The organism is Kitasatospora sp. NPDC004240 (assembly GCF_053603215.1).
Genome location: NZ_JBSGFD010000004.1, coordinates 88,512 through 113,440 on the forward strand (window position 1 = coordinate 88,512; position 24,929 = coordinate 113,440).

General features: G+C 68.9%; 25 protein-coding genes. 4 read left to right on the plus strand and 21 right to left on the minus strand.

Annotated features, from left to right (window positions below; translation table 11 throughout):
* Window positions 1-16: 16 nt before the first annotated feature.
* The 5 genes from ACWEQL_RS02165 to ACWEQL_RS02185 all read right to left on the minus strand — a co-directional run bounded on the left by ACWEQL_RS02165 (window position 17) and on the right by ACWEQL_RS02185 (window position 3,351).
* Complete coding sequence (locus ACWEQL_RS02165; protein WP_452148214.1) at window positions 17-487, minus strand: hypothetical protein; 471 nt, start codon at window positions 485-487, stop codon at window positions 17-19.
* Complete coding sequence (locus tag ACWEQL_RS02170; protein ID WP_452148215.1) at window positions 487-828, minus strand: hypothetical protein; 342 nt, start codon at window positions 826-828, stop codon at window positions 487-489. The genes ACWEQL_RS02165 and ACWEQL_RS02170 overlap by 1 nt, the downstream gene beginning before the upstream one ends.
* Window positions 828-1,430, minus strand: coding sequence for a hypothetical protein (locus ACWEQL_RS02175; protein WP_452148216.1), 603 nt, complete (start codon window positions 1,428-1,430; stop codon window positions 828-830). Before ACWEQL_RS02175 ends, ACWEQL_RS02170 begins: the two co-directional genes overlap by 1 nt.
* 183 nt (window positions 1,431-1,613) lie before the next feature.
* A complete protein-coding gene (locus ACWEQL_RS02180) occupies window positions 1,614-2,354 on the minus strand; it encodes a phytanoyl-CoA dioxygenase family protein (RefSeq protein WP_452148217.1) in 741 nt (246 codons plus the stop codon).
* Window positions 2,355-2,484: 130 nt separating this feature from the next.
* Complete coding sequence (locus tag ACWEQL_RS02185) at window positions 2,485-3,351, minus strand: class I SAM-dependent methyltransferase (RefSeq protein WP_452148218.1); 867 nt, start codon at window positions 3,349-3,351, stop codon at window positions 2,485-2,487.
* A 167-nt stretch (window positions 3,352-3,518) separates the two neighbouring features.
* On the opposite strand from ACWEQL_RS02185, the gene ACWEQL_RS02190 reads away from it, so the two are divergent.
* Complete coding sequence (locus ACWEQL_RS02190) at window positions 3,519-5,225, plus strand: proline--tRNA ligase (protein ID WP_452148219.1); 1,707 nt, start codon at window positions 3,519-3,521, stop codon at window positions 5,223-5,225.
* 13 nt (window positions 5,226-5,238) lie between these two features.
* On the opposite strand, the gene ACWEQL_RS02195 is transcribed toward ACWEQL_RS02190, so the two are convergent.
* The 6 genes from ACWEQL_RS02195 to ACWEQL_RS02220 all read right to left on the minus strand — a co-directional run bounded on the left by ACWEQL_RS02195 (window position 5,239) and on the right by ACWEQL_RS02220 (window position 9,568).
* A complete protein-coding gene (locus tag ACWEQL_RS02195) occupies window positions 5,239-5,904 on the minus strand; it encodes a PIG-L deacetylase family protein (protein ID WP_452148220.1) in 666 nt (221 codons plus the stop codon).
* The gene (locus ACWEQL_RS02200; RefSeq protein WP_452148221.1) at window positions 5,901-6,782 is read right to left on the minus strand and encodes a radical SAM protein; all 882 of its coding nucleotides are present in this window, start codon (window positions 6,780-6,782) and stop codon (window positions 5,901-5,903) included. The genes ACWEQL_RS02195 and ACWEQL_RS02200 overlap by 4 nt, the downstream gene beginning before the upstream one ends.
* Window positions 6,783-6,837: 55 nt before the next feature.
* A complete protein-coding gene (locus ACWEQL_RS02205; RefSeq protein ID WP_452148222.1) occupies window positions 6,838-7,881 on the minus strand; it encodes a glycosyltransferase family 4 protein in 1,044 nt (347 codons plus the stop codon).
* A 121-nt stretch (window positions 7,882-8,002) separates the two neighbouring features.
* On the minus strand, window positions 8,003-8,587 hold the full coding sequence (locus ACWEQL_RS02210) for a hypothetical protein (RefSeq protein WP_452148223.1): 585 nt from the start codon (window positions 8,585-8,587) through the stop codon (window positions 8,003-8,005).
* 145 nt (window positions 8,588-8,732) lie between these two features.
* A complete protein-coding gene (locus ACWEQL_RS02215; protein WP_452148224.1) occupies window positions 8,733-9,179 on the minus strand; it encodes a hypothetical protein in 447 nt (148 codons plus the stop codon).
* Complete coding sequence (locus ACWEQL_RS02220) at window positions 9,128-9,568, minus strand: ATP-binding protein (protein ID WP_452148225.1); 441 nt, start codon at window positions 9,566-9,568, stop codon at window positions 9,128-9,130. Before ACWEQL_RS02220 ends, ACWEQL_RS02215 begins: the two co-directional genes overlap by 52 nt.
* A 255-nt stretch (window positions 9,569-9,823) precedes the next feature.
* Here ACWEQL_RS02220 and ACWEQL_RS02225 point away from each other — a divergent pair, with 255 nt between their 5' ends.
* Complete coding sequence (locus ACWEQL_RS02225; protein ID WP_452148239.1) at window positions 9,824-11,176, plus strand: transcriptional regulator; 1,353 nt, start codon at window positions 9,824-9,826, stop codon at window positions 11,174-11,176.
* A 222-nt stretch (window positions 11,177-11,398) separates the two neighbouring features.
* On the opposite strand, the gene ACWEQL_RS02230 is transcribed toward ACWEQL_RS02225, so the two are convergent.
* The 3 genes from ACWEQL_RS02230 to ACWEQL_RS02240 all read right to left on the minus strand — a co-directional run bounded on the left by ACWEQL_RS02230 (window position 11,399) and on the right by ACWEQL_RS02240 (window position 14,201).
* Window positions 11,399-12,157 carry a methyltransferase domain-containing protein gene (locus tag ACWEQL_RS02230; protein WP_452148226.1) on the minus strand — a complete coding sequence of 253 codons (759 nt, stop codon included), beginning with the start codon at window positions 12,155-12,157 and terminating at the stop codon, window positions 11,399-11,401.
* A gap of 275 nt (window positions 12,158-12,432) precedes the next feature.
* On the minus strand, window positions 12,433-12,885 hold the full coding sequence (locus tag ACWEQL_RS02235; protein ID WP_452148227.1) for a hypothetical protein: 453 nt from the start codon (window positions 12,883-12,885) through the stop codon (window positions 12,433-12,435).
* Window positions 12,885-14,201 (minus strand): phage major capsid protein, encoded by a 1,317-nt coding sequence (locus ACWEQL_RS02240; RefSeq protein ID WP_452148228.1) that lies wholly within the window; start codon window positions 14,199-14,201, stop codon window positions 12,885-12,887. Before ACWEQL_RS02240 ends, ACWEQL_RS02235 begins: the two co-directional genes overlap by 1 nt.
* 578 nt (window positions 14,202-14,779) lie before the next feature.
* Between ACWEQL_RS02240 and ACWEQL_RS02245 the strand changes: the two genes are divergently transcribed.
* Window positions 14,780-15,238, plus strand: coding sequence for a hypothetical protein (locus ACWEQL_RS02245; RefSeq protein WP_452148229.1), 459 nt, complete (start codon window positions 14,780-14,782; stop codon window positions 15,236-15,238).
* A gap of 66 nt (window positions 15,239-15,304) precedes the next feature.
* Here ACWEQL_RS02245 and ACWEQL_RS02250 read toward each other — a convergent pair whose 3' ends face one another.
* The 4 genes from ACWEQL_RS02250 to ACWEQL_RS02265 all read right to left on the minus strand — a co-directional run bounded on the left by ACWEQL_RS02250 (window position 15,305) and on the right by ACWEQL_RS02265 (window position 19,118).
* Entirely contained in the window at window positions 15,305-16,129 is an 825-nt protein-coding gene (locus tag ACWEQL_RS02250; protein WP_452148230.1) for a peptidoglycan recognition protein family protein, read from the minus strand.
* Between the two features lie 105 nt (window positions 16,130-16,234).
* On the minus strand, window positions 16,235-17,395 hold the full coding sequence (locus ACWEQL_RS02255; RefSeq protein WP_452148231.1) for an HK97 family phage prohead protease: 1,161 nt from the start codon (window positions 17,393-17,395) through the stop codon (window positions 16,235-16,237).
* A gap of 68 nt (window positions 17,396-17,463) precedes the next feature.
* Window positions 17,464-18,495 carry a hypothetical protein gene (locus ACWEQL_RS02260; protein WP_452148232.1) on the minus strand — a complete coding sequence of 344 codons (1,032 nt, stop codon included), beginning with the start codon at window positions 18,493-18,495 and terminating at the stop codon, window positions 17,464-17,466.
* An 89-nt stretch (window positions 18,496-18,584) separates the two neighbouring features.
* A complete protein-coding gene (locus ACWEQL_RS02265; RefSeq protein ID WP_452148233.1) occupies window positions 18,585-19,118 on the minus strand; it encodes a hypothetical protein in 534 nt (177 codons plus the stop codon).
* Between the two features lie 993 nt (window positions 19,119-20,111).
* On the opposite strand from ACWEQL_RS02265, the gene ACWEQL_RS02270 reads away from it, so the two are divergent.
* Window positions 20,112-22,250 carry a hypothetical protein gene (locus tag ACWEQL_RS02270; protein WP_452148234.1) on the plus strand — a complete coding sequence of 713 codons (2,139 nt, stop codon included), beginning with the start codon at window positions 20,112-20,114 and terminating at the stop codon, window positions 22,248-22,250.
* A 66-nt stretch (window positions 22,251-22,316) separates the two neighbouring features.
* On the opposite strand, the gene ACWEQL_RS02275 is transcribed toward ACWEQL_RS02270, so the two are convergent.
* From ACWEQL_RS02275 to ACWEQL_RS02285, 3 genes are all read right to left on the minus strand, one after another.
* Window positions 22,317-22,562, minus strand: a complete 246-nt coding sequence (locus ACWEQL_RS02275; protein ID WP_452148235.1) for a hypothetical protein — start codon at window positions 22,560-22,562, stop codon at window positions 22,317-22,319.
* 62 nt (window positions 22,563-22,624) lie between these two features.
* Complete coding sequence (locus ACWEQL_RS02280) at window positions 22,625-24,697, minus strand: phage portal protein (protein ID WP_452148236.1); 2,073 nt, start codon at window positions 24,695-24,697, stop codon at window positions 22,625-22,627.
* 14 nt (window positions 24,698-24,711) lie between these two features.
* Window positions 24,712-24,929 (minus strand): hypothetical protein (locus ACWEQL_RS02285; protein ID WP_452148237.1); only part of this gene is annotated, 218 nt, incomplete at its 5' end.

Sequence of the window (24,929 nt, forward strand, 5' to 3'; positions counted from 1 at the left end):
CCTCCCTCGTACGGTCTCATCGGTGCCGGGCGGCGACCTGGGAGGCGGCGCCGCTCATGAAGTGCGTGCCCGCGCCGTCGGCGAACTCAGCTTCAGCGGCCCGCGGGTAGTCGCACGAGACGTCCGCTTCGGCGCGCGAGCCGAGAATGGCGGCCTTGCTGGCCGTGATGGTCGCTGCGACGGCTTCCGGGTCCTCGGTGACGGTGCACCGGCACCCTGCCGTCTCCTCGACCGGGCCGTTCGGGTCTCGGGGCCGGTCCAGCAAGCCTTCGCCGACGTGGAACGGCACCGGGGCGGGCACCGTCTGGCCGTCGGCGGCCTGGTGGCTGGGCCGTGCTTGCCCGTCCTCGCGGGTGTGCCACGTCTTCGCGGCGGGAGCCAGGCGCCGGGCCTCGGCCGCCACTTCCTCGGCCAACCGTTCAACATGCCGGGCTGCCAGCGGCGCGAGGCGGGCTTCGATGTCCGGGGGCAGTTCCAGGCGCGCCATCAGGGGTGTCCCTCCACTCGGGTGCCGCCCGCGGTCCGTGGCCGGCCGGTGACGCGCACGTAGTTGAGTCCGGGGTCGGCCGGGTTCTTCAGCTCGTCGGCGACCAGGACGGTCCACTCGGTCCCGGACGCGGGTTCCACGACCAGGTCGCCGACGAGAAGCGTGCCGACGCGCGGGTCCAATGCGAGGTGCCAGGTGCCGTCGGGCTGCGGCTGAGCGCGTCCGGGCCACGGCCCCCGCAGGTCGCCGAGGGGGCCGGTCATCTCGTCCCCGTAGGCGTCGAGCCCCGGCAGGCCCCGGGTACGGGCACCGAGCTGCCGGTCAGCGAGGTGGACGGCCATCACATGCTCCACGTGCGCGGGGTGCCCGGGACGGTGAGCCCCGGCGGTGTCGGCCTCACAGGTGCCTGGTAGACGCGGCGACCGCGCAGCCGCCACCGGTCTGTGAGGGCGATGTCCGGCGGCGCCAGGAGCATGGGCGGCTCGGTGGTGGTGTCGTAGGTAACCGACTGGCCCTCGACGGACGCGGAAGAAACTCGACGCTGCCGGATCGGCGCGTCGGCCAGGACAGGGTGGTGGCAGGCGGTGGCACGCAGCCACAGGCGCAGCGGGGCGGTCTCGGGGTCGGATCGGGCGTCGATGCCGGCCACGTACTTGACGGTGTACGTGGGCGCGCCGAACGGTCCGGACCGCGAGTCAGGGTCCGCCGTCGCGGAGAGCACCGTGACGACAGGGGTGTGGTGCAGAATCCAGCCCGCGGGGCCGGCTTGGACACCGGTCTCGGTGTACTCGGCAGGCAGTAGCGGCCGGCCGAGATGGGCGACGAGGGCGTCCTGGGCGTCCTCGATCGCGGTCTCGATGCGCCGCCGCACATCATCGGCGGCGGACTCTGGGTATCCGAGGCGTCGGGCAACGTCCTCCACCGCGACGATCAGCTCCGCCATGCCTCTCCCCCAGACTCCGTGTGGGTCAGTGGCATGTGACGGTAGGTCGGGAGCAGCGTTGCGTCCTGCCCGGCACCGTCGCACTGCCGCGCCTGGTGGTTTTCTCGGACTGTCGGGGGGCGGCTCACCAGGGTGCGCCGCCCCTCTGGACTCGCTCTGAAGGTCAGCCGAAGCCTTGGCCCGCTATAGGGCCGGGGCGAACTCCAGAAGCGGCTGGGTCACAATGTCGCGCCAGCGCTCCCGGTGACCGGTGGCGTGAAGCCGGAAGTAGACGGTCTCTCTACGCTCGTCCTGCGACGTGCCGAAGTGGCCTCCGATGTTGTGGGCGAGCAGGTAGTGCATGAGGACGAGGCTCCCAGCCGAACCAGCGACCTGGAGGGGCTTGGGCAAGTCCACTGGCGGATATGGGACGGCGTCACGAAGGGCGTCCGCCCCGTGGTCGCGCAGCCAGGTGCCGGCGATCAGGTGGGTACCAGGCCACACCCATAGATTCCCACGATCCTGCTCCTGCTGGTCGGTAAGCAGCAGCCCAGCGAGCACGGTGAACGTCCCGGGCCGGCCGTCGTCCTCGGTGGGGGTCAGGCCGTCAATGTGCGGGGCGCCGGGATGATGTGGATGCGGCGGAAGGGTGAGCGCGATCTGCGCGACCTCCGGCGCGGGCAGGTCCAGGCTGTCCCGGAGGAATGAGCGGACGCTCTCGCCAACGCCGCTGCCCCTGTAAAGCTCCTGAAGCTCCGGATCGTCGGCAAGCCGCGGCCACAGGAAGTATGGGCCGGTTCGGCCAGGCTCCGGCGGCTGCTGTTCGAGGTTCCGGGCAACGAGACGCCGCCAGTCAGCGGTCTGATGTGGCGTGAGGTGGTCCGACAAGACGATGTACCCATCGCGGTGAAACTTGCTGCGGGTAACCGGAGTTGACATCTCCATTCGCCAAGTGAAGCGAAGCGCGACTGCCTTGGGCAACTCGATTTCCCGCGCATGGCAAGCCCAGAGCGTCCCCTCGCCCGGCCGCAGATGCAGCAGGTCCCAGACCTGCCGCCGCGCCCGTGCCCGCTCCTCAGGTCGAGTTCCGCTGCTGGACCGCGAAGAGAATGTGAGTACCGCCGTCGCGGGCGCCAACGCTGGCGCAGGCAGCGGTCTCGTACGCAAGGAAGCGTTCCCAGAGCCAAGGGGATCGCTCGACGTCGGCCAGGACAGTTGGGTCTTCGAGGCTCGCCCAGTTGCTCGCCGATCCCGCGAGGATCTCGCCGCCGCACTCGGCGACGAGGTTGGTGAGCTGTTCCCAGGTGAACATGCGGCAGACGTGGACCATACCAGGTACGTGGCGCAGGTCGCCGGTGCGGATGACGGCATCCGTGACGTCAGTGCCGTAGCGGATGGCGAGCTGCACGGCACCTGGGAAGCGGGCTCGCCAGCTTCCCCACAGGGACATCACCGAGGCGATCACAACTCCGTCGGGCTTCACGATGCGGAGGAGGCCGGCGAGGGCCTGGTGCTCCTGGTCGAAGGCGTACGAGAGCGGGCCTCCGTAGGCGAGGACCATGTCGAACGCAGCGTCGGGGAATCGGCTGGTGTCGCGGACGTCGAGCGGATGGCGCGCTTCGATGGCGGGCTCGTATCCGGCGGCGGTGACGTTGGCCTCGTTCAGGTGAAGTTGGACGGGCGAGATGTCGGTGACCACCACGCGGGCGCCGTGCTCGGCGAGCACGGTCGTAAAGCGGCCTGGGCCTGCTCCGATCTCCAGCACTCGCTGATCCTTGTTCAGATATCTGGCCAGGAAACGGCGGTGGATCTCGAAGGACACCCGGCCGGCGGTGTCTTTGGTGAGCCGGTCGTGTTCTCCCTCGCCGAGGGCGTCGTAGTAGCGGCGGATGGCGTCGACGGAGTGGTCGCTGGTGGGCGTCTCGTCTGGCGTGTCGGCCATCTGCCTCCTCCTGCGATGCCGCTCTGCATGCGGGCTCTGACCTGGGCTTCTCAAAACGGAGCGATTCGGGCAGGGCTCCGCCACTAGAATGCGTTCACCGTCGTGGTGTCGGCGTGAGCGCCGCCGCGACACTCCGCAGCTTCACCGAGAGGACGGTCTCAGGCCCCATGCGTTGGTCCCAGCTGTACGTGCCCACTCTGCGGGAGGACCCGGCGGACGCGGATGCGGTGAGCCACCGCCTGCTGGTGAGAGGAGGGTTCGTCCGGCAGCTCATGGCGGGCCACTACTCCCTGCTGCCGCTGGCCGTGCGCGTCCGCGCCAAGATCATGGACATCATCCGCGAGGAAATGACCGCGATCGGTGCCCAGGAGTTCGTCCTGCCCGCCCTGCACCCGGCGGAGATCTGGCAGCGCAGTGGCCGCTGGGAGGTGATGGGCGAGGAGATGTTCCGGCTCAAGGACCGCAAGGGTGCGGACCTGGCGCTCGGCATGACGCACGAGGAGATCTTCACCGTCCTGTCGCAGGAGCTGAAGTCGTACCGGGACCTGCCTCAGATGTGGTACCAGTTCCAGACCAAGTTCCGCGACGAGGCCCGCCCGAAGAGCGGCCTGCTGCGGGTGCGCGAGTTCACGATGAAGGACTCGTACAGCTTCGACATCGAGGCCGGTGGACTCGACCGCTCCTTCGACCTGCACAAGGCCGCCTACGAGCGGATCTTCGCCCGCCTGGGCCTGCCGGCGATCCCGGTGCAGGCGTCCAGCGGCAGCATGGGCGGCAGCGCGTCGGTGGAGTTCATGAGCCCGTCGAACGCTGGCGAGGACCTGGTGGTCCGCTGCCCAGGCTGCGACTACGCGGCGAACACCGAGAAGGCGACCTCCGCCCTGCCCGCCGTGGTGGACGGCCCCGGCCTGGACGCCCCGGAGCGGTTCGACACCCCGAACGCGCGCACCATCGAGGAGCTGTCCGGCCAGCACGGTGTGCCGTCGGAACGGCAGATCAAGACGCTGGTGTACGTGGTCGACGACCAGCTGACCCTCATCCTGCTCCGCGGCGACCACAACCTCGTCGAGCAGAAGCTCATCGACACCCTCGCCGCCAAGGCAGTGCGCCCCGCGACCGCCGAGGAGATCCAGACGGCGCTCGCCGCCTCCCCCGGCAGCCTGGGCGCGGTCGGCGTCGCCGAGCTGCCCGTCCTCGCGGACGAGGCCCTGCGTGGCCGCACCGACATGACCACCGGCGCCAACACCGACGGCGTCCACCTGCGCGGTGTGTCAGTCGAGCGGGACATCGCCGTACAGCGGTGGGCGGACCTGCGCGAGGTGACCGCCGGCGAGCCCTGCCCCCAGTGCGGTACGCCCCTGGAGGTGGTGGTCACGATCGAGGTGGGCCACATCTTCAAGCTCGGCCGCAAGTACACCGAGACCCTGGGCGTGACCGTGCTCGGGCGGGACGGCGAGCGCGTCGTCCCGATCATGGGCAGCTACGGGATCGGCGTGGAGCGCGCGCTGGCCTCGATCGTGGAGACGCATCACGACGACAAGGGCATCGTCTGGCCCGTCGCGGTCGCCCCGTTCGAGGCGGCTGTCGTCGTCCTCGGCACCAGCGATGAGAAGGTGACCGAGGCCGCCGAGACCCTGTATCGACAGTTGCAGGGCGAACGGGTCGACGTGCTGCTGGACGACCGTGACGAGCGGCCCGGCGTGAAGTTCCGCGACGTCGAGCTGATCGGCATCCCCTACCGCATCACAGTCGGCGCCCGCGGCCTGGCCGACGGCACGGTCGAGGTCACCACCCGGGCCACCGGCGAGACCCAGTCCGTGCCGGTGGCCGAGGCTATGGAACACGTCCGCAAGCTGCTGACTGCTTCCGTGTGAGGCGATCGGCTCGTCAGCCGGTCACCCGGTGGAACGCCTCGGTGAGGAGCGTCTCCGGGTAGCAGCGAAGGATCTTCGCGACGCTGCGCGCCTGGGTCTCGTAGTGGCCCATGGCGCGCAGTTTCGCTTCCAGGGCATCGCCCACCTCCATCCGCAGGGTGGCCGGTAGCCGCATCGCCTCGACCTGGCCGGGATCCAAAAAGCCTGGTCTGGCCGGTTCGGTGTACCGGGTCGCGCCGGTCACCAGGAGCACGTCCGGGCTGGCGTCGTACCGGTCGAGCGCGGCGAGGGCCATCCGGTGCGCGGCGCGATGGTCCGGGTGGCCGTTCATCCCGTTAGGCGGGAAGGCCACCACGCGATGGGGCTTCCAGCGGCGCAGTGCCTCCAGGACGAGAGTCGTGCCGGCCGCCTCGTGGTTGCTGAGGCCGCCATCGGGCAGGTCGTGGATCTCAGCGCACGTGACTCCGAGAGCCTCCGCGGCACGACGCAGCTCCTGCTCGCGAACGGCAGGCAAGTCCTCGTCGGTGCACATGCCGAGGGTCCTGCCCGCGCCCCCGCGGGTCAGGGTGACGGTGACCGTTGTGCCGCCCCGAAGGGCCGTGCGGTGGAGGAGTCCACCGCAATGCAGGGTCTCGTCGTCGGGATGGGCGACAACGACGAGCAGGTCGGCGGCCGTCATGACGGGACCTCCGCGACAGCGTTCTCGAGGGCAGCCAGGCGGTCGAGGATGTCGGCGTCGCTGACGCTGCCGATCAGGTGTCGGCGGTCGTTTGTGTCCTCGCTGTGCCAGGCGGCGACCTGTGACTGCTCCGGCGTCCACACGAGGCCAGCGGAGTCGATCAGCAGGTAGCGGTGCTTGCGGCCACCCGCGCTCTTGGCGGCGATCCTGACGTGTTCGGGCGCGTTGTCTCGGGCGGTGGCAGCGGCGCGTTGGAAGGCGTCTTCGCTGATGAGGTAGCGCTCGCGGTTCCGGTGTCCCAAGGGCCCGATCGGCATGAACTGGAAGAGCTGCCACTCGTCGATGCCGACGAATCCGCTGAGCAGACCGGCGATCGCCTCGATGTCACCGGTGTTGCCGGAGTGGACGACGGTGTTGACGCAGATCCGGGCGCCCACCTTGTCCAGGAGGGATAAGACCGCCAGCTGGGAGGCGACGGTCGCGTGTCGGCGGAACTGCTGCTGCACGGCGTCGGTGCTGCCGTCGAGTGGGATGCCGATCAGGTCGCTGACGGCGGCGACCTCGTCGGCCGGCACCCGCTCGACGACACCCGTCCCCATGAAGCGGATCTGGGCCGCGCCGAGGAAGGCAGTGCCGACGGTGTCCAGGTGGATTCGGAGGCCCAGGTCGTGCAGGCCCGTGAGCAGCGTGACGATGTCGGGCCGGGTGAGCGGGTCGCCACCTCCGACAGTGATCTTCTCGACGCCGAACCGGTCGCGTAAGCCGACCGCGAACCTGAGTACTTGGGACGTCTCGGTGATCGTACGGCCGAAGTAGTTGTAGCAGCCCGGGCAGGCCACGAAGCAGCTCTTGCCCGCACTGAGGATGACGCTGCGCATGATGCCTCACTGGCGTTAGTGGGGACGGGAGTTGAGCAGTGCGACGCCGATCGGATCAGCCCTGCGTGGCCATCCGGTAGGCGGCTTGATAGCCGTCCGCCATCCGGCGGATCGAGAACTCCGAGGCCACGTGCGCGCGGCAGGTGGCGCGGTCGATCGTCGGCAGGCGGCGGATCGCGTCGGCCATCTCCTGGGCACTGTCGGCGAGGAAACCCGTGACGCCGTCCCGGACGAGTTCGGGGGCAGCTCCCGCGCGTAGGGACACCACCGGCGTGCCGCAGGCCATCGACTCGATCGGCACGAGTCCGAACGGCTCCGGGATGAGCGAGGTCATCAGGGTGGCCGCGGCTCCGGCGAGGAGTGCCGTCTTCCGGGGGAAGTCGAGCTCGCCCAGGAAGGACACCTGATCGCCGTCCACGTGTGGCTGGACCTGCTGCTCGAAGTACGCGCGGTCACCGGGCTTGATCCGGCCGGCTATCTTCAGCCGCAGTCCTGCGCGGCGTGCCGCTTCGATGGCGACGTGAACGCCCTTCTCGGGTCGGATCCGACCGAGGAACACCAGGTACCGCCACAAGCCGGCCACCTCGGTGCCGAACGGGAAGGCTTCCACGTCAATGCCGTGGTGGACCATGCCGAGGTAGTTGAGTTCCGGCAGGTGGGAGCGCTGGTCGCCGCTGATCGCCACGTAGCGCTCGGCGGCGAAGCGGCGGAAGAGCGGCGCGTTGTCCTCGTTGAAGAAACAGTGCACGGTGTGAACTACGGGGGTGCGCAGTCCGTGGAGCGCCGGGACCGCCAGACACCCGGTGTTGGAGTGGACGTGCGAGTGGATGACGTCGAACTCTGCGGCGCGGTCGCGGACCTCCTGGAGCTGGAGCATGCGGTAGACCTCGGGCTCGCGGACACTCGGGTCCGCGTGCAGAGCCGTCGTGCCGATGCCGTGGAGGTTGCCGGCCACTTTGGAGTCGCCAGAAGCGAAGACGGTGACGTCGTGCCCGTCGAGGACCTGGGCCGCGGTGAGGTCGGCGACCAGCGACTCGACGGCCCCGTAGCCCCGGGGAGGGACGCTCTCCCATAAGGGGGCCACATGTGCGATGCGCATACTTTCAAGCTCCTCTCGATACGGCGGCCCGCCGTTGCAGCGGGCCGCCTGCGACAGTTGGGAACGGGGGCCGTAGCCCGGAACGGCCGGTCATTCGGCCGTCGGCGAGGTTCGTTCGGCTTCAGGCGCGCGTGTCAGCGCCAAGCTCAGGAACGTCGGCGAGGAAGCCACGTACCTCATCCGCGCAGCGGCGAATCTCGGCCTCGTGGGATTCGAGGGTGAACAGGGTGAGGTAGCGGGCGATGTTGGACTCGTAGATCCGCGGGTTGATGCTGTGAGCCGCCATGGTGTCCGGCCACAGCGGGAGCATCCACACGTGGAAGTGCGGCCGATCGAGCTTCTCCTCCTGGTACATCTGCACCGCCGCCAGGCCCAGCTGCTCGCGCATGGCCCGCCGGACGAAGTGCGTCACCCGTCCGAGCCGTTCCACCAGCGGCAGCTCCATCTCGTCGAGGGCCCCGATGTGCGGACGGACACCGACAATCATGAAGCCGGGCACCGCCCACTCCGCGTCCTGCCTGACGGTGATGACGCCATCGTCGTACACGGGGGCGAGGATGTCGGGCAGCTCTTGTTCGGCGAGGTTCATGAAGCAACCTCGGCAGGTGTCCTCGCGAACGAGGCGGCTGGCGCCGCCCAGGAAGTCGAGGTATCGGTAGCCGGACGGCGGGGTCGGCAAGCCGTGCTTCACCACGGACTCGGACATGGGGTCTCCATCCCAATCAGCTGATTTCGGTTATTGGGGGGCATTTCGGATGAACGCAGGACGTCGCTGCCCCGACGGTGGAGTCTTGAATGTGCAGGCGTCAGGACCAAGCTCTGCGGCGAGGGGCAACAGCGGGGTATCCGGGTTAGCCAGCACTGTTGCGGCTGTCTGCCCAGAGCCGTCGCCCACGCAGGATGAGCGCCAGGCAGGTGAAGTGTCGTCGGCTTAGCAGGGGCAGCAGGGTGACGCGGTGAACGGCAAGAATCATGCGAACTCCAGTGCCACACAGCTCCAGTTCGTAACCACGGCCGGAGTCGATCGCCTTGATCACGGAGGGAAGAACGGTGTGGTCGTCCAGCCACCTCCGTAGCTCCGCATCCGTGCTTCGACTCAGGACTTGGCTGACGTCGGCGGCGGCGCGGCGCGGGTACTTGTACGCGGCCTCCACGTTCGGCAGCACCTCCCAGTCGAAGGGCTGGGCCAGCTCGCTTCCCTGCATGCCGAAGTACGAGGTGCAGCGGTAAAGCACGCCTGGTCGGGTCACGCCGAGCCCCTCAGGCTGCACGACAGGCAACGTGGGTGCCGACGCCATGCGGCGCTCTCCTCCTCGCAGGGACTTGATACCTCGGGGCCGAGCCGGAACCAGACCTGCTTGCCTGATCTGCACAGCTCGGTGCCGAACTCATCCGCCATGGCCGCGAGCAGGAACAACCCTCGTCCGCCGACTTCGTCGTCGGAGGGCTCTCGGATCACCGGGAGGGTCACGTCGAAGTCGCTGACTCCAACGAATACGCCGGTGTTCGTATCCGAGATGACGAGGTCGCAGTCACCGCGGGCGTGCTTGTAGACGTTGGTGAGTAACTCCGTGACGCCGAGCTCGGCGATGAAGCTCAACTCGGCTTTGCCCCAGAGCCGCAGGTGCGCGCGAACGATCTCGCGGACCGGTTCCATGTGCTCGGGCTGGACGAGGGGGAGGCCCATGCGGCACCACCTCCTTCCAGTCGGCCTCACGACTTCGGACAGGTCGCTCGGCTCCCCTGCACTGACGCAGGCATCGGGAGAACCGAGTGACGTCACATCAGTTGCTGTGCTGTCGGGCCTCATGGCTGAGTACTCCTCAAGCGGTGCAGGTCACTTCGGGCAACCAGGTAACCGCTGTTGAGTAATCAGGAGTAATGTCGGTGGGGGTGTCGAAGGGTGTCACTTCCGCTACCGATCGTGCTGGGGGCCACGGCGATGAAACTGGCGAACACCAAACTCGAGCAGTTGCTGGAGCAGTCCGGCATCAGCAGGGGCGACCTGAGCAGGCGAGTTCGTGCGAAGGCGAAGGAGTGGGGCCAGCCTCACATCGCGCCGGACGCGACGAGCGTTCGCCGCTGGCTTGGGGGCGAGATTCCACGCCAGCCGGTGCCGGACATCCTGGCTGACGTGTTCTCCGCCGAACTCGGCTACCGGGTCACCACCTACGATCTCGGCCTCATCGACGCCCCGTCCGCCGATCGCTCACTGGTGTACAACTCCTCCTACGCGGCTACGGTGGAAGCCGTCACCAACCTGGGGAGAGCTGACGTGGACCGTCGCAAGTTCCTGGCCATGGCACCGTTCGCCGCCGTCGCCGGCGTCGGGCCCTCGCGCGACTGGCTGTTGAGCACGTTGGAGCAGTCCCCGAGCCCCGGACCGCAGGTACGGTTGGAAGACGTGACGGCGGTCCGGAACATGTTCGGTGCCTTCCAGCAGATGGACATCTTCCAGGGCGGTGGCTCAGGCAGGCTGGCGCTCGCCCAGTACATGAACGCCCACGTCTATCCGCTCCTCCGTCGCACCTACACCGAGCAGGTTCGGCGGGCACTGTGCGAAGCCGCCGCCGAGCAGACGTACCTCCTCGGCTGGATGGCCTACGACAACGGCGAGCACGGCACTGCTCAGCGCTACCTGATCCAGTCCCTCCGCCTCGCCGAGGAGTCGCACAACCCCGCGCTCGGCGCCCACGTGCTGGCGGGCATGGCCGACCAGGCCACCCTCCTCGGCCACCCGGAGGAGGGCCGCCGCCTCGCCCAAGCCGGTCGCGCCGGACTCTCCGGGGTCTCCTCACCCGCCTGCCTCGCCGATCTCTGGGCGCTGGAAGCTCGGGCCCTGGCAAAGCTCGGCGACAAGGTCGGCGCCGCTCAGGCCATCCTCCGCTCCGAGGACGCCTTCGAGCGGGTCCAGTCGGACCAGGAGCCGGAGTGGGCGAAGTTCATCGACGCCGCCTACCTCCACGGCGAGCACGCCAACACCTTCCGCGACCTCGACCAGCCAGACCACGCGGCCGAACACGCCCGTCTCTCCATCGACCACGCCCGGCAGCAGAAGCGTGCCCGGCGCGGCGCGATGTCCCAGGCAGCGCTGGCCGTATCGCACTTGCAGCGCAATGACCTTGAAGCCGCGCACGCTGCCGGTGTACGGACCCTCTCGCTCACCAAGCAGGTGCAGTCCTCCCGCGCCGTCGAAGCCGTCCAGGATCTCCAACGCCGTATGGAGCCGTTCGGTCGGCACCGTCTCGTGGTCGACTTTTCAGAACGGGCACGGGAAGTCACTGCTGCGGCCTGATACGCCCTATACCGCGGCATTGCTGCCCAGTCCCGGGGAGCCCGCCGCGTAGGCGTACAACGCGGGCTCCTCCTGGCGAACTGACTCGCGGCCGGACCCTTCGCGGCACCTTCAAACGCGCGAGGGCTTGTTGGATGCCCCCCGCCGTGTTCTGCAGCGACAACGACGACAGGCAGGGCTGCATCCCTCATGCTCATCGACGCAATCCTCCGAAGCCGAGCATCAGGTCCGTCGACCGACAGCTACGACAGTCGTCTCGGAGAAGAAGAACCGCTGGTCGTGCGCTGCGGCTTCCACGCCTGCATACCACTCGCTGACCTCGGCTGCGGTGACCGTCGTAGTTCCGCGGGCAGCCGAGCTCAGCAGGCCTCGGCGCATGTCAGCCAGTCGCCGTTCGGCGTGGCCCGCCAGCACCGTCGACGTGACCGTAAGTGTCTCGGTTCGCTTCGGGAGAAGCCCAGAGCTCGCGAGAAGTCCCGGCAGCGCGCGCCCAATGCGGCCGCTCGCGTGGTCCATCCATGGTTGGCAGTCGTCGGTGAAGGCGTGGCACACCCGCCGGTCCAGGTCTGCCGGCGGACCGGCCACCATGATCGAGTCAAAGTCGACGTGCGCGAGCACCAGCGTGCCCTCGGGCTTGAGGAGCCGGACGGCCTCCCGCACGAGCGCCGCAGGATCACCCAGGCACTCGAGCACGTTGTAGGACACGACCGCCTCCGCGCAGCCGTCTGGCAACGGAAGGGGTTGCCGAAGGTCTGCCTGGACGAGCTGCAACCCACCACCGTGGCCGACCAGTCGGGCGCGCGCGTCCGAGAGCGCTGCCGCCGAGCGATCCAGGCCGACAAGCCGGGCCTGCGGGTGCTGGCTGGAGACTCCGGAGAGCGTCGGGCCGTCACCACAACCGAGATCGACCACTGTCCCGTCCGCGGACAGCCGTAACAGATCGACGAGAAGGGCGTGGATCGGCTCGTCGGACTCTGACATCGTGTACCTCCTGCTCGGGCCGCAGCCGCGTCTGGCCGCGCAGCCAGTCAGCTCCCATGCCGCGGTGCCGGAGATGGCCCCCGCCGCACCAGTGAGGCAGCGCACTCGGCGTGTCTGTCGGCACGGCACGCTCGTCAACGCTGGCATCCGATCGCCAACTTGCCGGAATTGTAGGGGTGCTCAGCGTGATCCGGTTCACGGTTTCGAGCGTGAATTCGTTGAAAGCCAGCCCGCCCCGTTGTGGGGCGGGCTGCGGCCCGGCAGAAGACGAGCAGTCACTCCCACCCGAGGAGAATACGGAGCTGGTCGAACTCTCCTCGCGGGATCGGCTGTGCAGGGGTGTAGAGGAGCTGCGTGACGGTCCGGTGGCTTCCGGCGTACGTACGGCGCCGGTAGATCCGCGTCCTCGGGTAGACGACCGTCCACTCGGGGTGGGTCAGGTCGAACAGCTCGGCGAGGTCGTGCGGCAGCTCGCTGCCGTCCTCGCCCACGAGTTCCGTGTGGTCGACGACCAGCGGCTGGTGGGCGGTGATCCCTGGCTGCGCCGGCGGCTGGCGACTGGGCGCGGGCTCCGGTGCGTGGGATGCCGTCGGCGGTTCGAGTGGGGTGGCGGCCGACAGCTCCATGCCGGGCGGGCTGGCCGGCGGCGTGGCGCGGCTGGCCTCGGGGGTGTCCTGCGGCTTGGGCGTGCTGGCGGCCGCCTTCACGGGCGGCTTGCGGGCGGCCATCAGGGGGTCGCCTTGAAGGTGCCGTAGACGAAGGACTCGGGGCGGGGCACCTCGAGGCCGACGCGCTCGGAGCCGCGCATGGTCACCACGCCGCGCTCGAAGTTGTCGCGGTTCTCGGTGGAGATCTGGACGGAGACCTGCTCGCGGTCGTAGAGGCGGGCGCCGAGCCCGAACGAGCCGATGAGGAACTTGCCCTCGTTGATCGCCATGGAGTCCACGACGGCGAGCCGCCAGACGACCTTCTGCGCGCCGACCGCGACGTTGACCGCGACGCGGTAGGCGCCCTGGTTGTCGGTCTCCAGCTCCAGGTCCTCGAAGTCGAAGGGGTGCAGGACGATGCCGCTCGGCGGGAAGTAGGCGAGGAACGCCCGGGTTGCGGCGCGCCGGATGGCGGCCGACTGCTTGTCCGGGTCCACCTGGGCGTAGGTCTGGACGCCCTGGGTGTTGACGATGCCGGTGATCCTCTCGTCGCCGCCCGGGCCGTAGAGGATCTCGTTGTCCTCGGCCATCTTCACGCCGTCGACCATCTCGCTGTCGATCAGGTCGCGCAGCCGCGGTTCGTCGGCGAGCGTGTTCTTGTGGATCGGCATGGTGTGCGCGATCTCGGCGACCGGGTAGGTCACCGTCTTGAAGGTCAGGTTGGACTGGCCGGCCCGCGCGAACACCTCCACCGCCGCGCCGCCGCCGGGCGGCACCTCCATCGCGCGCTCGGGGACGATGCCGGCCGCGTTGGTGAAGCCGGTGACCCGCACGCCGTACAGCAGGTTCGCGGTGGTGGTCTGGGACGGGAAGAGGTCGCGGATGCGCCCCGGCCGGATGGCACGGGGCACGATGTCCAGTCGCTCGGCGGTACCGAGGCCGAGGACGGAGGCGGTGCCGGCGGACCGGGTGAAGATGTCCTTGCTGGCGAGCTGGTCGAGGGCGTGGCCGTCGACGGTCACCATCTCGTCGAACGAGCCCCGGAAGCCGGCGGCGCTGAGCGCCTTGAACTCGTCGGACTCGAGGAACCGCTGGCCGAGACTCTTGGCCTGGCCGGCGCCGAGGCGGGCGGCGAGTGCCGCGTCCTGGGGAGCGTAGGGCTGGCTGGCGGGCTCGTTGAGGAAGGTCTCGATGCTGGCGGCGCCCTCGAGATCGGTGATCAGCTGCTTGATCGCCTGGGCCTCGCCGAGGGTCTTGCGGAAGGCGGCGGCCTTCTCGGTGGAGACGGTGACACCGCCGTCCTCGATCGTGAAGGCGTTGCTGATGGTGTCGAGCTCGGCGGCCTTGGTGCGCAGCGCGGCGTTGAGTTCCTTGAGCCGGTTCTTGTCGGCGGTCACGAGGTGACGCTCCTTGGGGTTGGGCCGGGCCGTCCCGCCAGTGCAGGGCGAAGGGGTGTCACGTCGTGCGCCCGGTCAGCACCGGTGCGCCACGGCGATCGGCACACCGTAGGAGCGGCCCGTACTTAGTGTCGCGTCGGGCCGCTACCTGTTGGCGGGCATCGGGTCGCGACTCACCATCGCGCCATAACTCTTGTACGGGTGACCGACGTTGGGTGTGCCCAGGGCCGTATCAGGTTGGTGACTGTGGGGAGCGGTCCCGCTGTGCGTTGGACCGGCTGGGCCAGGGCTCGGCCGACACTGATACCGACGATCGGAGCCCCGACGTGTATCCCTTCCCCCGTCCCGACCTACCGCAGGTGCCGGGAGACCTCGACCTGGCTCCTGCGGTGCCGGCCGATCAGTCAGGCAGTGAGCTGGTTGTGGCCGGAGCCAAGTACGAGGTGCTGCCCTCGCCTGCGGGTTGGGTGCTGCGCGTAGCCGGGCCTGGTGGGAAAAGGACGCTGTACGGGCCGTGTGCAGTGGCAGGGCAAGCTGAGACGTGGATGCACCAGCTCGCAGCGTGGTCACTGTGGCCGATGGCGCACGTACGTGGTGCCTGGGGCTGCCTCGCGCGAACGGACGAGGGCTGGTTCACGGCCCTGGCCTTCCGGATCCTCCCGCCGCAGGTACAGATCCATGCGGATGTTCGGGCTGCCGAGGAACGGGCCGCCGGCCACCTGATCACTCCGGCCGTCTGGTCGGACGCCACGGAGTCGGGCCTGCCGGATGGGGTGCGGCGGATCGAGGAGCAGTTCTGGGTACGTGAAGGCCACCGGGTCCTGGCCACGTGGGCGACCACCTCGCTGGGCGAGTTGACGCGGGAGGCGTATCGGGGGCGGGTGCTCGCTCGGGGGAACTTCCCGAGCGCCGACCTCGCCGAGCGCCTTGGGGTGTCCATCGCCACGATCTCCGGCGCCACGACCGGACGAAGCTGGGACCCGCCGATCAACCGGACGCGCGGAGTACTCGCGAACCGCAGGCGGCACGCCTGGTAGCCGCATCGCCTCCGTCTCCTCAAACGCGCAGCGCCCCCACCGTCCGGGTGGGGGCGCTGCACCGTGTCAGCGGGTGACGGGCCGGTCCCACAGGGCCGCCCAGGTGAGCGGACCGATCTCGCCGTCGCCGTCCAGTGGCCAGCCGTTGGCCGTGGAGTCCTGCTGGAAGGCGACGACGGTGGATCGCGTGTGCTCCCCGTACCAGCCGTCCGCGCCGTCGGGGCCGACGTTCCAGGTGCGTTCGATCAGCCGGGCCTGCGCTGTTCGTACGTCGGAGCCGTGCATCATCGGTTCAGCGAGCCTCAGGATCCGGCCGGGGAACGGCGGAGCGGCCGACGGGCCGGACGGCGGCACCGGCGCCGGCTCCGCTCCCGAGCCGCTCGGCCTGGGCGCGCCCTGCTGGATCCACGCATACAGGTCATCGCCGGGGCAGTCGGTCGCGTAGCCGTCCCGGTGGCCCCGGACCTCGCCGCCGGCGCCGCCCTCACTGCGGCAGTACTCGATGGCGTCGACCAGGCCGTTCAGCATGTCGCCGGTAGGCGAGGTGATGCCGGAGGTTCCGACCATGGCGCACACCGCGTAGTGGCCGGCGTTCAGGGGCCCGTTGCCGTTCGCGCCGTTCTTACGGTGGAGGCCGCGCCCCTCGTGCACGTAGCCGTGCGGGCAGACGACGAAGCTGTACGCGATGTCGATCCAGCCCTCGTCCCGGTTCGCCATGTGCGAGGCCTGGATGTCCCGGACGTGGCCGGCACACCGGCTGTGGTCGGTGGCGAGGGCGCCCGGGACGGCGGACCCCTCGTAGTGGATCTTGACGCCATTGGTGGAGCTGACGGGAATGTAGGAGCCAATGGGCCGCGCTGCGCCCCACTCGGAGCGGGAGACGAGCTTCATCGGCTCGCCTCCGGCTCGCTCCAATGCCTCTTTCGCACGGTGTCCTCCCGGTCTGGGTGCTTGGTGCCGGGAAGTTAGGCCGGGGCTGTGGCTAAGGTCGCGTCGTCACTTGGTCGTGTTGGCGCTCTCGTGGGCGTCGGCGAACAGGGCGAGGGCCGCGCTGATCTCGCCCGGGTGCAGGGTTGTGGCGGCCTGCTTGCTCTGCTTCGGCGGGTCGTCCGTCTGCTGCCAGGAGATGCCAGCGGAGTCGAGTACGGCGACCAACTGCTGGACCGCGGTGGCCAGGCGGCTGGCGTTCTCGCCGGACAGGGCCCGGCCTTCCTTACTCTCCACCGTGGTGAGGGTCTTGAGCTGGGATGTGACCCGGTCCAGGTCGGGCACCAGCGGGGCGAGGGCGGCATCCGCACCATCGCCTTCGACGTCCAGGACCAGGCGCACTGGGCGGGGCGGGCCGGCGATCGGCTGCCCTTCACCGTCCAGGGTGTACGGCACCTGCCAGGTGGTGGTGCCGAATCCGTCCTCGGTGTACTTCCACAGGGAGGCGATCACCCGGTCCGGGTAGGTGCCGATGATCTGGAGAGTGCCGGCGCCGAAATCGTCGGGGGTAGCCGGGAGGAGGCGCTGCTGCACGACGGCGGTGATCGCGTCGATACGCTCTTCCAGTGTCCCGGCGAGCGGGGCGAGTTCAACCTCGGCCTCGCGCAGCAGTCCACGGGCCTTGGCGTCCGGGTGGCTCTTGAGGTCGAGGGTCGAGGTGTACGGGTTCGCGCCGAACAGAACAGGGCTGTACTCGTACAGGTCGAGGTCGGTGATGTGCCGGGCGCCCTTGCTGCGCTTGGCGGTGCGGACCTTGTAGCCGATGGACCACTGCACCTGGTCGCTGAAGAACTGCAGGTTGGCGTACATGTCCTGGCCGGCCTGCGTGGCGAGGTTGCAGCGGCCCTTGACGAGCAGCGCGCCCGCCCCGGCGGGCCACGGCTGCCCGTCCGGGAGCGTGACGGGGAGCCGTGCGTCGCCGGGCAGCAGTTCCTCGATGTGCTCGGTGCGGGCCGTCCACACGTTCCAGTCGTGCGACCACACCCCCTTGGGGGTGAGCTCGGCCAGGGTGCGGGCGTAGGCACCCGGCTCGATGACGTCGCCGTCGTGGTCCAGGAGACCGGTGACGGACACGAGCGTGGTGAACGCGCCCTGCTCGTCGTCGGTCTCCAGGACGCCGAGGGTCGCCTGCTTGTGGTCCAGCGTGGCGCTGGCTGTGCGTGCTCCCACCGTGTCGCTCCTCCGAGGTTGGTGCCGGCCACCGTAGGCGCCGGTGGGGTCTTGGGTCGCGCCTGGCCTCAGTCAAAGTAGTCATCCGTCTCGTCGGGGTACACCTCGTAGACGTGCCACTCTCCGGGGCCGGCCAGGACGACGATCTCGGTCTCTTCCAGGCAGCCGATCCCGGTCCCGGGGACGGCCAGGATGCGGGTGACCGGCACGTCGCCGCTCATGACGTAGCCCGACACCTCGCCGCCTTGCGTGGCGAAGTTCTCTGCCATGTGGTCCTCGGTGGAGAACGAGGAGAGCGGCCGGAGCGGGAGGTCTGCGACGGTGCCGGACCCGTCGATCTCCCTGGTGCGGGAGTCGTCGTAGTCGCCGGTGAAGCCCCGGTGCACGGTGACGTGGCCGACTCCCAAGGTGGCGAAGTGCTCCTGCGTGGACTCCCACATGGCGGTGAGGAAGGCGTCCAGCACCTGGCCGTCCTCGGCGAGAACCTGTTGTGTCTCGGCTTCCAGTTCCTCGTGGCCATGGTCCCAGGGCATCGTGTCCGCGAGGTGGAAGCGGCGGCGCGCTGTCTCCTGTAGCGCGAGGGCGTGGGGGTCGTGATCGTTGGCGGTGGAGGCCCAGCCGGCCACCAGGTGGGAGACGGCCTCAGCGCGGGCGAAGTCGCGGTACTCGTCGCCGGTCATCCGTGTGTAGCCCCACGGCTCTCGGCGGGTCCCGCTGTCCAGGTCGGCCTGCTCGACGTACTCGGCGTACCCGTTGGCGCCGCTCTCCGGCTGGTAGGCGGCGAGTTGCCCGGCCTGTACCCGGGCGAGGCGGTCGCGCTGCCGGTCGGAAAGCAGCTGCTCGTCCGTGAGGGCGCTCATGCGCTGGGCAAGCGAGCCGCACATGGCGGCCTTGACCGTCCTGGGCGAGCGATGACGGCTGCCGAGCAGCTCCGCGTCAGGGATGTGCCGGCTGTCGGGTCGAGTGCCGGGAAGGGCTGCCGGAGCAGTGCCGGCGTGTTCGGCGAAGCGCCCGCGGTTGTCTCGGCGGTGGCTGTGCTCGTCCCACGGGCGAGTCTTGGCCCGCAGGCGCAGGGTGACGGTGGTGGGCTCGGCGTACACCGTGCTGCTTTCTGCCGGGTGGTGTGGGGCGCCACAGGCTGGCAGCGCAAGGCGCGCAGCGTCGCGCCGAGCGCATGCCTGATCAGACGTCAGTCGGCTGGCTGCCAGTGCCAGGTGCCCGGGCCGCCCAGGACGACGACCTCGCTTTCGTCCAGGCAGCCGATCCCGGTGGCCGGGGTCGCGATGATGCGCCCGGCGGGCACGATGGCGCTCATGACGATGCCGGGGCCCTCCTCGGTGGCGAACCCGTGGGCGACGTCGGGGTCGAGGGAGAACGCCGAGAGGGGGCGCAGGGCTGGGTCGCTGAGGGTGTTGCCGTCGGCGGCCCACCCGGCGGGCGGCTTGCCGTCAGGGGTGCTCATGCCTCGGAACACCGTGAGGGAGCCGAGGTTGGCTTCGGCGAGGTGGTTCTGAGTGCGGTCCCACATGGCGGTGAGGAACGCTTCGAGCGCGAGCCTGTGGGCTGTCTGGTGGTCGGCGGTGGCCTGCGCTAGCTGGTCGACGCTCGGCCAGTCGGCGGCCGGCTGCAGGCCGAAGTGGTCACGGGCGGTTGCTTGAAGCGCGAGGGCGGCGGGGTCCTCGTCGTTGGAGGTCATCGCCCAGGTCGAGACCATGCGGTTCACGGCCTCCGAGCGCAGGAGGTCTCGGGCCTTCTCCGGGCTGATGGGCGTCCACGAGGAGTGTGGGGGCGGGCTGCCGGGGCCGGTGGTACGCAGCTGCCCGGTCGCCGGGTCGTGGTGGGCGGTGGCGTAGCCGTTCTGGACGTTGGCCAGGCGGATGCGGTCGTGCTCCGTGAGGAGGGCGTCGTCCGGAACGTCCTTCGTTTCCGGGTCAGGCCAGCGACGACGTTGGCCTTGTATGCCTTGGCTACGCGCTCGCTGTCGCCGTCCCGGAACACCAGGCCGTGTTCCTCCTCGTCGAACCGTGGCTGCGAGCGTAGGCCGCGCGTGGGCCGGGTTGCGGCGGCCCGGATGCGCTCGAGTAGCGGGTCGGTGCTGGCGCCTGGCGTGTGCGCGAAGCACCCCTGGCCATCCCGAGGGTGAAGATACTCGCGGAAGGGCTGCTGCTTCACGCGGAGGCGCAGGTGGATGACGGGAACGGCTGGATGCGGCACGGCACTCCCTCGGCAGCGCTGAGGCAGAGAGGGCACAGTGCCAAGAAGTCACCGCTAGCGTCGCTGCGTTGCAGTACGGCCGATCCGCTTTCGGACCTTAAGTCGGCCTCGCCCACAGCGCACGGCGCCAACCGCACCCCGGCTGGATCTCCACTGGCGACCTGCTGTGCGCCGCGCTCTACGACCTCGGGCTTGCCAGACGCGCCGAGTCCGTCCAGTACAGCGACGACCTGGAGCCGCACGGCGGCCGGATCACCGACCCGGTCCGCAACGCCGCGCCCGGCAATAACCCGACAACCGCCAAACGCGACACCTGTCGCTCTGGACGCGCCCCACCCTGGCCGCATCATCGTTGCGCTCGGTGGCTTCGCCTGGCGGGCCCTTCTCCGACCTGCGCCGTAGCCGGCTGGGCTGAGGGCTTGAACGATGCCCCCTGGTGCCATCGCCCATCCAGGGTGTCGAATGGAATCAGAGGCTCCACTGAGCCGAGGACGTGACTCTCATGAAAAAGCACAAAGCAATAAACATTGTCGGCGATCAGACGATCGACTGGACTTTGGAAGTGTCAGACGCCGTTAAGAGCAGCGACCCAGATGATCAGCTCAAAAGCCGTGTCACTGTGCGCTGGATGCCGGGTGGGATATTCCTCGTCAAGGGATACGTTGACCACCTCACGAAGGGGCGCAAAGCGAGGATTCGTTCCGCCGCTCCACGAGAGCCCCTAATAGGACACCTCAGGCCGTTCCGCAACCCCTACCAGCACTCGTTCTTAGTCATTAATTCGAATTCCGCCCAGCAAGCTGCCGACCGGCCCCCGAAGGTCAGGGTCCAGGACAATCTGGGATTCGGTCGCGGCGCGAACCCTCGGCGCATCCGAGAGCCTAAGAAACTTCGGAGCCTTACTCTGAAGCATCCGGCCCGACGAGCATCCGTCATCGTCGTCAACGACTCGAACACCGACTTCAGGAAAACCCCTTCCGCCTGGCCGGCCGTCATCACGAACTCTCACCAACGCCACCGAGTCCAGCCGCATCCCTGGATTCTCCTGAAGATGTCCCACGACGTGGCAGCCGGCGAACTTTGGGAAAGAGTCCTTTCCCGGCTGCGACAGCCGGACGACTGGCTCAGTTCCCGCCTGGTCCTGCTGACTACGGCGTCCCGGCTCCGCGATGCCGGTGCGGCAATATCCCGCGACATGTCCTGGGAGCAATGCATTGAGGACGTCGTGCGGGAAACCGAACAGGGCGGAAAACTCGCGGAACTCGCGGCCTGCCGCTACCTACTCGTTTCCTTCGGACCTAGCGGGCTAATCCTCGTCGAGCGCCGGGCCGAGTCTCCCGCGCGGATCAGCCTAGCCTGCCATCGTAAATTCATGGAGCAATCTTGGACAGCAAAACACTCGGGACAGATGTTCGGATACATGAGTGCTGTCGCCGCCATCATGGCAGTGGCCTTGGCCGAGAGCGACGACGGGGAGTCCGCGCTGCCGAAATGCCTTCCTGATGCCTTGCATGCGATGCAGAGCATCTGGGAAGAAGGATTCAAGCCTGATGCCGTGGACAGGATGCCATTTATTCAAGTGAACGCCTCGGCGAAGGTTCCCCTGGTCAGCGCCCAAGGAATTTTGGAGCCGGACCGCGGGGATAAGCTCTCCATCCTGAAGTCTCAACTTCCGGAACCCGATATCCGCGCCCTCGCCCGCGAAGTCGCCACCGGCGGCGAGGAAGCCCTCAGCCAATGCGCCCCAATCGGGCAGTTTGGCAAGCTGATCGTGGTTGAGCGGAATGAGATCGAGCAGATGCGGATCGTTCAAAATGCCATCACCAACTACCAAAAATCGGCGACATTGAGCGCGCACCCCTTAGCGCTCGCCGTATTCGGAAAGCCCGGATCCGGGAAGTCCTATGCAGTCAAGCAACTGACAACACATCCAAAGCTGGAATTCATCCCGTTCAACCTCTCCCAGTTCGACTCCCCTCGGGACCTGGTCGGCGCCCTGCATAAAATTCGCGACTTGGCCCTCTCCGGAAAGATTCCTGTCGCCTTCTGGGACGAATTCGACACAACCCTGGAAAGCGTACATCTCGGCTGGCTCCGCTATTTCTTGGCTCCAATTCAGGATGGCTCCTTCAGGGAGGCCGAGACAGTGCACCGAATCGGCACATCGATCTTCGTCTTTGCGGGAGGAACGGCCGACACATACGAGCAGTTCAGCTCCAACGCTATGGAGGCCACAGAATTGAAAGGCCCCGATTTCGTGAGCAGGCTGCAAGGTTTTGTCAATGTTTCAGGACCAGAGGGCGATCCGACACGCGATCCGCAAGTCGCATTGCGTCGCGCGCTCATCTTTAACGCAATGCTGCGCCGCGAAGATATCGTCCCCATCGGAATGCGCACCTCCGTCCACTCGCCGCCGCGCGACGAGCTGGATATCAAGAAGACCGTCATTGATGCATTCCTTTACGCCGACGGATATCAGCATGGAACGCGATCAATGGAAGCCATTATCAGAATGAGCCGACTTCGCGAAGGGCAACCATTCTCGGCTTCCGATCTCCCCAGCCGGTCACAACTCGCCATGCACCTCGCGGACGTCGGAAAATTCCTAGATATCGCACATGGAGTGCAAGCTGGCCATTAATACTGCAACAGTGCTTACCGTGACGGTTGTCGGGTTAGCTCTAAGCAGTTCGGCAAGGGGGCGGGATCAGGAGGCCGGGTCGGCTGCAGGCTCCTGGTTGGCCTCGTCCAGCAGCTCTTGGGGGGCGGCCTTCCCGAAGGGCTGGGTCAGGACGCGGCGGGCCGCCTCTCGCCGATCGATGCCGAGAACTTCAGCGAGGCCGTCGAGCGTGGTCACGGGGTTTCCGTTGGCGTAGCGGATGTCCCAGCGCCGGCTGCGGATCCAGTCCTCGTTCAGCTGGCGCCGGTCGCTGGGTGGGGTTCCGGTGGTCATGGTCCATCCTCACAGGTGCGTTACGGGGCTCTGGGCGGGCCTGTAGGCGGGTTGACGGGGGGTCAGTGCTGGATCCGCCAGGCCAGACGGCATCGGCAGTTCAGGGCCTGCCCCGGGGGTGCCTCGGGGTCGGCGGGGTGGCGCAGCAGGTCCGGCCCGACGGTGAAGGGCTGGCCAAGGGGCTGGGTCTGGCCGTCGGCGGCGTCGTGGTCGGGGCGGGTGCGGGCGTCGTCGTGGGCGATCCAGCGCCGTACGAGGCCGGCGCGGGCGGTCGCGGCGGCGGCCTGGTCGCGGGCGGTCTCGATGGTGGCGGTGGCCAGTCGGGTGGCGGTGGCGCTGGCCCAGGTGGCCATGGTCCGGCCCCAGGCCCGGATGGCGGCGGTGATGCCGGCGATGTCCGCGCCGGATCGGTCTCCGGCGCGGACATCGTCGCCGAGCCGGTCGGCCTGTCGGGTGATGGTCTCGGTCAGGTTCGGGGCGAGCGTGGCCCAGGCGGCGACGGTCGGCGTGCCCGGGACGTCGAGGAGTCGGTGCATCTCGTGGGCGGCGGCGGTTCCGGCCTGCTCGATGACGGGCTGGAGGGCCTGCTCGGCTTCCTGCTGCCAGGTCGCTGTGTCGATCATCTGCTCGACGGGCAGGTCCTTGTTGCCGGTGCGAGGGTCGGCGGCCCCGCGGTCGTCCCAGTGGCGGGTGCCCTGGCGGTTGCGGGGCGCGTTGAGGCGGGCGATGGTGCGTTCGGTCCATCGGACGGCTAGGGCCTGGAGGGCGTCGTCCAGGCGGTCGCGGAGGTCGTTGGCCGCGTTGTCGTCGAGCGGCAGGTCGCCGGTGGCGGGGTCGAGGGTCTTGGCGGCGCGCGCGGGCGGCTGGGCGGGCTGGGTCGGGCCGGCGCCGAGGGCCTGGGCGTCGGCGGCGCGGGCGGGTACCGGGGTGCGGCCGGAGGTCAGCCACAGGGCCCGGGTGGCCGGGGTGTCGTCCACTTCGTCGGCGTATCCGGCGAGTTCGGCGTAGGAGCGGACGGACCGGACGCCGGCGGCGACTTCCTCGCGGGCCTCGGTCAGCCGCTTGGCGCGCGCCTCACGGAGCACGTCCACGTCGGAGACGTCGAAGTAGGCCTCGTTGCCGTCGCCGGCGTCCTCCTGGAAGGCTGCCGCGACCAGGCGCAGGTGCGGCGGCATCGTGATCTCCCAGAACATCAGCTTCTCGGCGCGGGCGTTGTCGTAGGTACGGCCGCTGGCGTTGCCGAGCTGGGATTCGGGCACGCCGAACGCGGCCAGGAGCTCGACCTTGGAGTTGAGGGAGACGGTCTCGTAGGCCATGTCGCGCGGCGTGGTCGAGGTGTCGGTGACCGTGACGTTGCCGCCCGACAGAACGGTCCACGCGCCAGCGGCCGCCGGGCCTCCGGCGAACTTGGCGCGGAGCAAGCGCAGTTCGGCGTCGTCCATGTCGCCGTCGATCCCGATGACGCCGCCGGGGCGGGCATCGTTGTGGACGAAGCTGAGGTTGTAGTGCCGGGTGAAGAAGTCGAGGTCGGCGGACAGGCCGGCGGCCTCCAGCGGGGTGATGCCGGAGTAGGGGTCGAGGGGGTGCGGGTTGCGGATCCACCGCACCTGCTCGACGTCCAGGGTGCGCAGCTCTCCCGTCGGCGTGACGGTCTCGAAGTGCGAGACCAGGTCCGCTCCCTTCCCGGGCACCGGGCGGGTGCGGCCCGGGGGCAGCAGGTCGATGCGCAGCAGGTCGCCGCCCCTGGTGAACGTGGGCTCCAGGAAGACGCCGCGCTTGGAGAGGAGCAGCTGCATGCTGACCCGCTTCTTGAAGATCCAGGCGCCCTCGAGGGGGTTGGCCTTGACGTTCATGGCCTCGTACAGCGGGTGCGCGGCGAGTGGCGGCAGCGGGTCCTCGGAGGTTCCGCTGCGGGGGCGGACGCGCAGCAGCCGGTCGGCGGCGTGGTTGGAGATGGTGTCCACGGCCTTGTAGATCCACACGGCGCGTTCCATGCCGTCCTGGACGGCTCGTTCGACGGACCACGGCCGGGCCCGGTCGATGCCGGCGGGCGACCAGTTGAGGGCGTAGTTCGGCTCGCTCTTGGTGGCTGGCGGCGGGGTTCGGCGCAGGGTGGGGAACCAGCGGTGGGACATGGGTGGGGGTCCTCCTACTGCTGCTCGTCGTCGCGGCCTAGGACGGTGGCGGCTGCGAGCGCGCACAGGCTGGTGCAGGCCGTGCCGAGCCGCGGGTCCGTGGTGTAGGCGGCGGCGTTGAGGCCCGCGGTGCCGAGGGCGAACAGGACTACGGCGACGATGTCGCGGGCCCCCGGGGGGGGGGGGGGGGGCGGGGGGTGGTGGTGGGGGGGGGTGGGGGGGAGATTGGGAG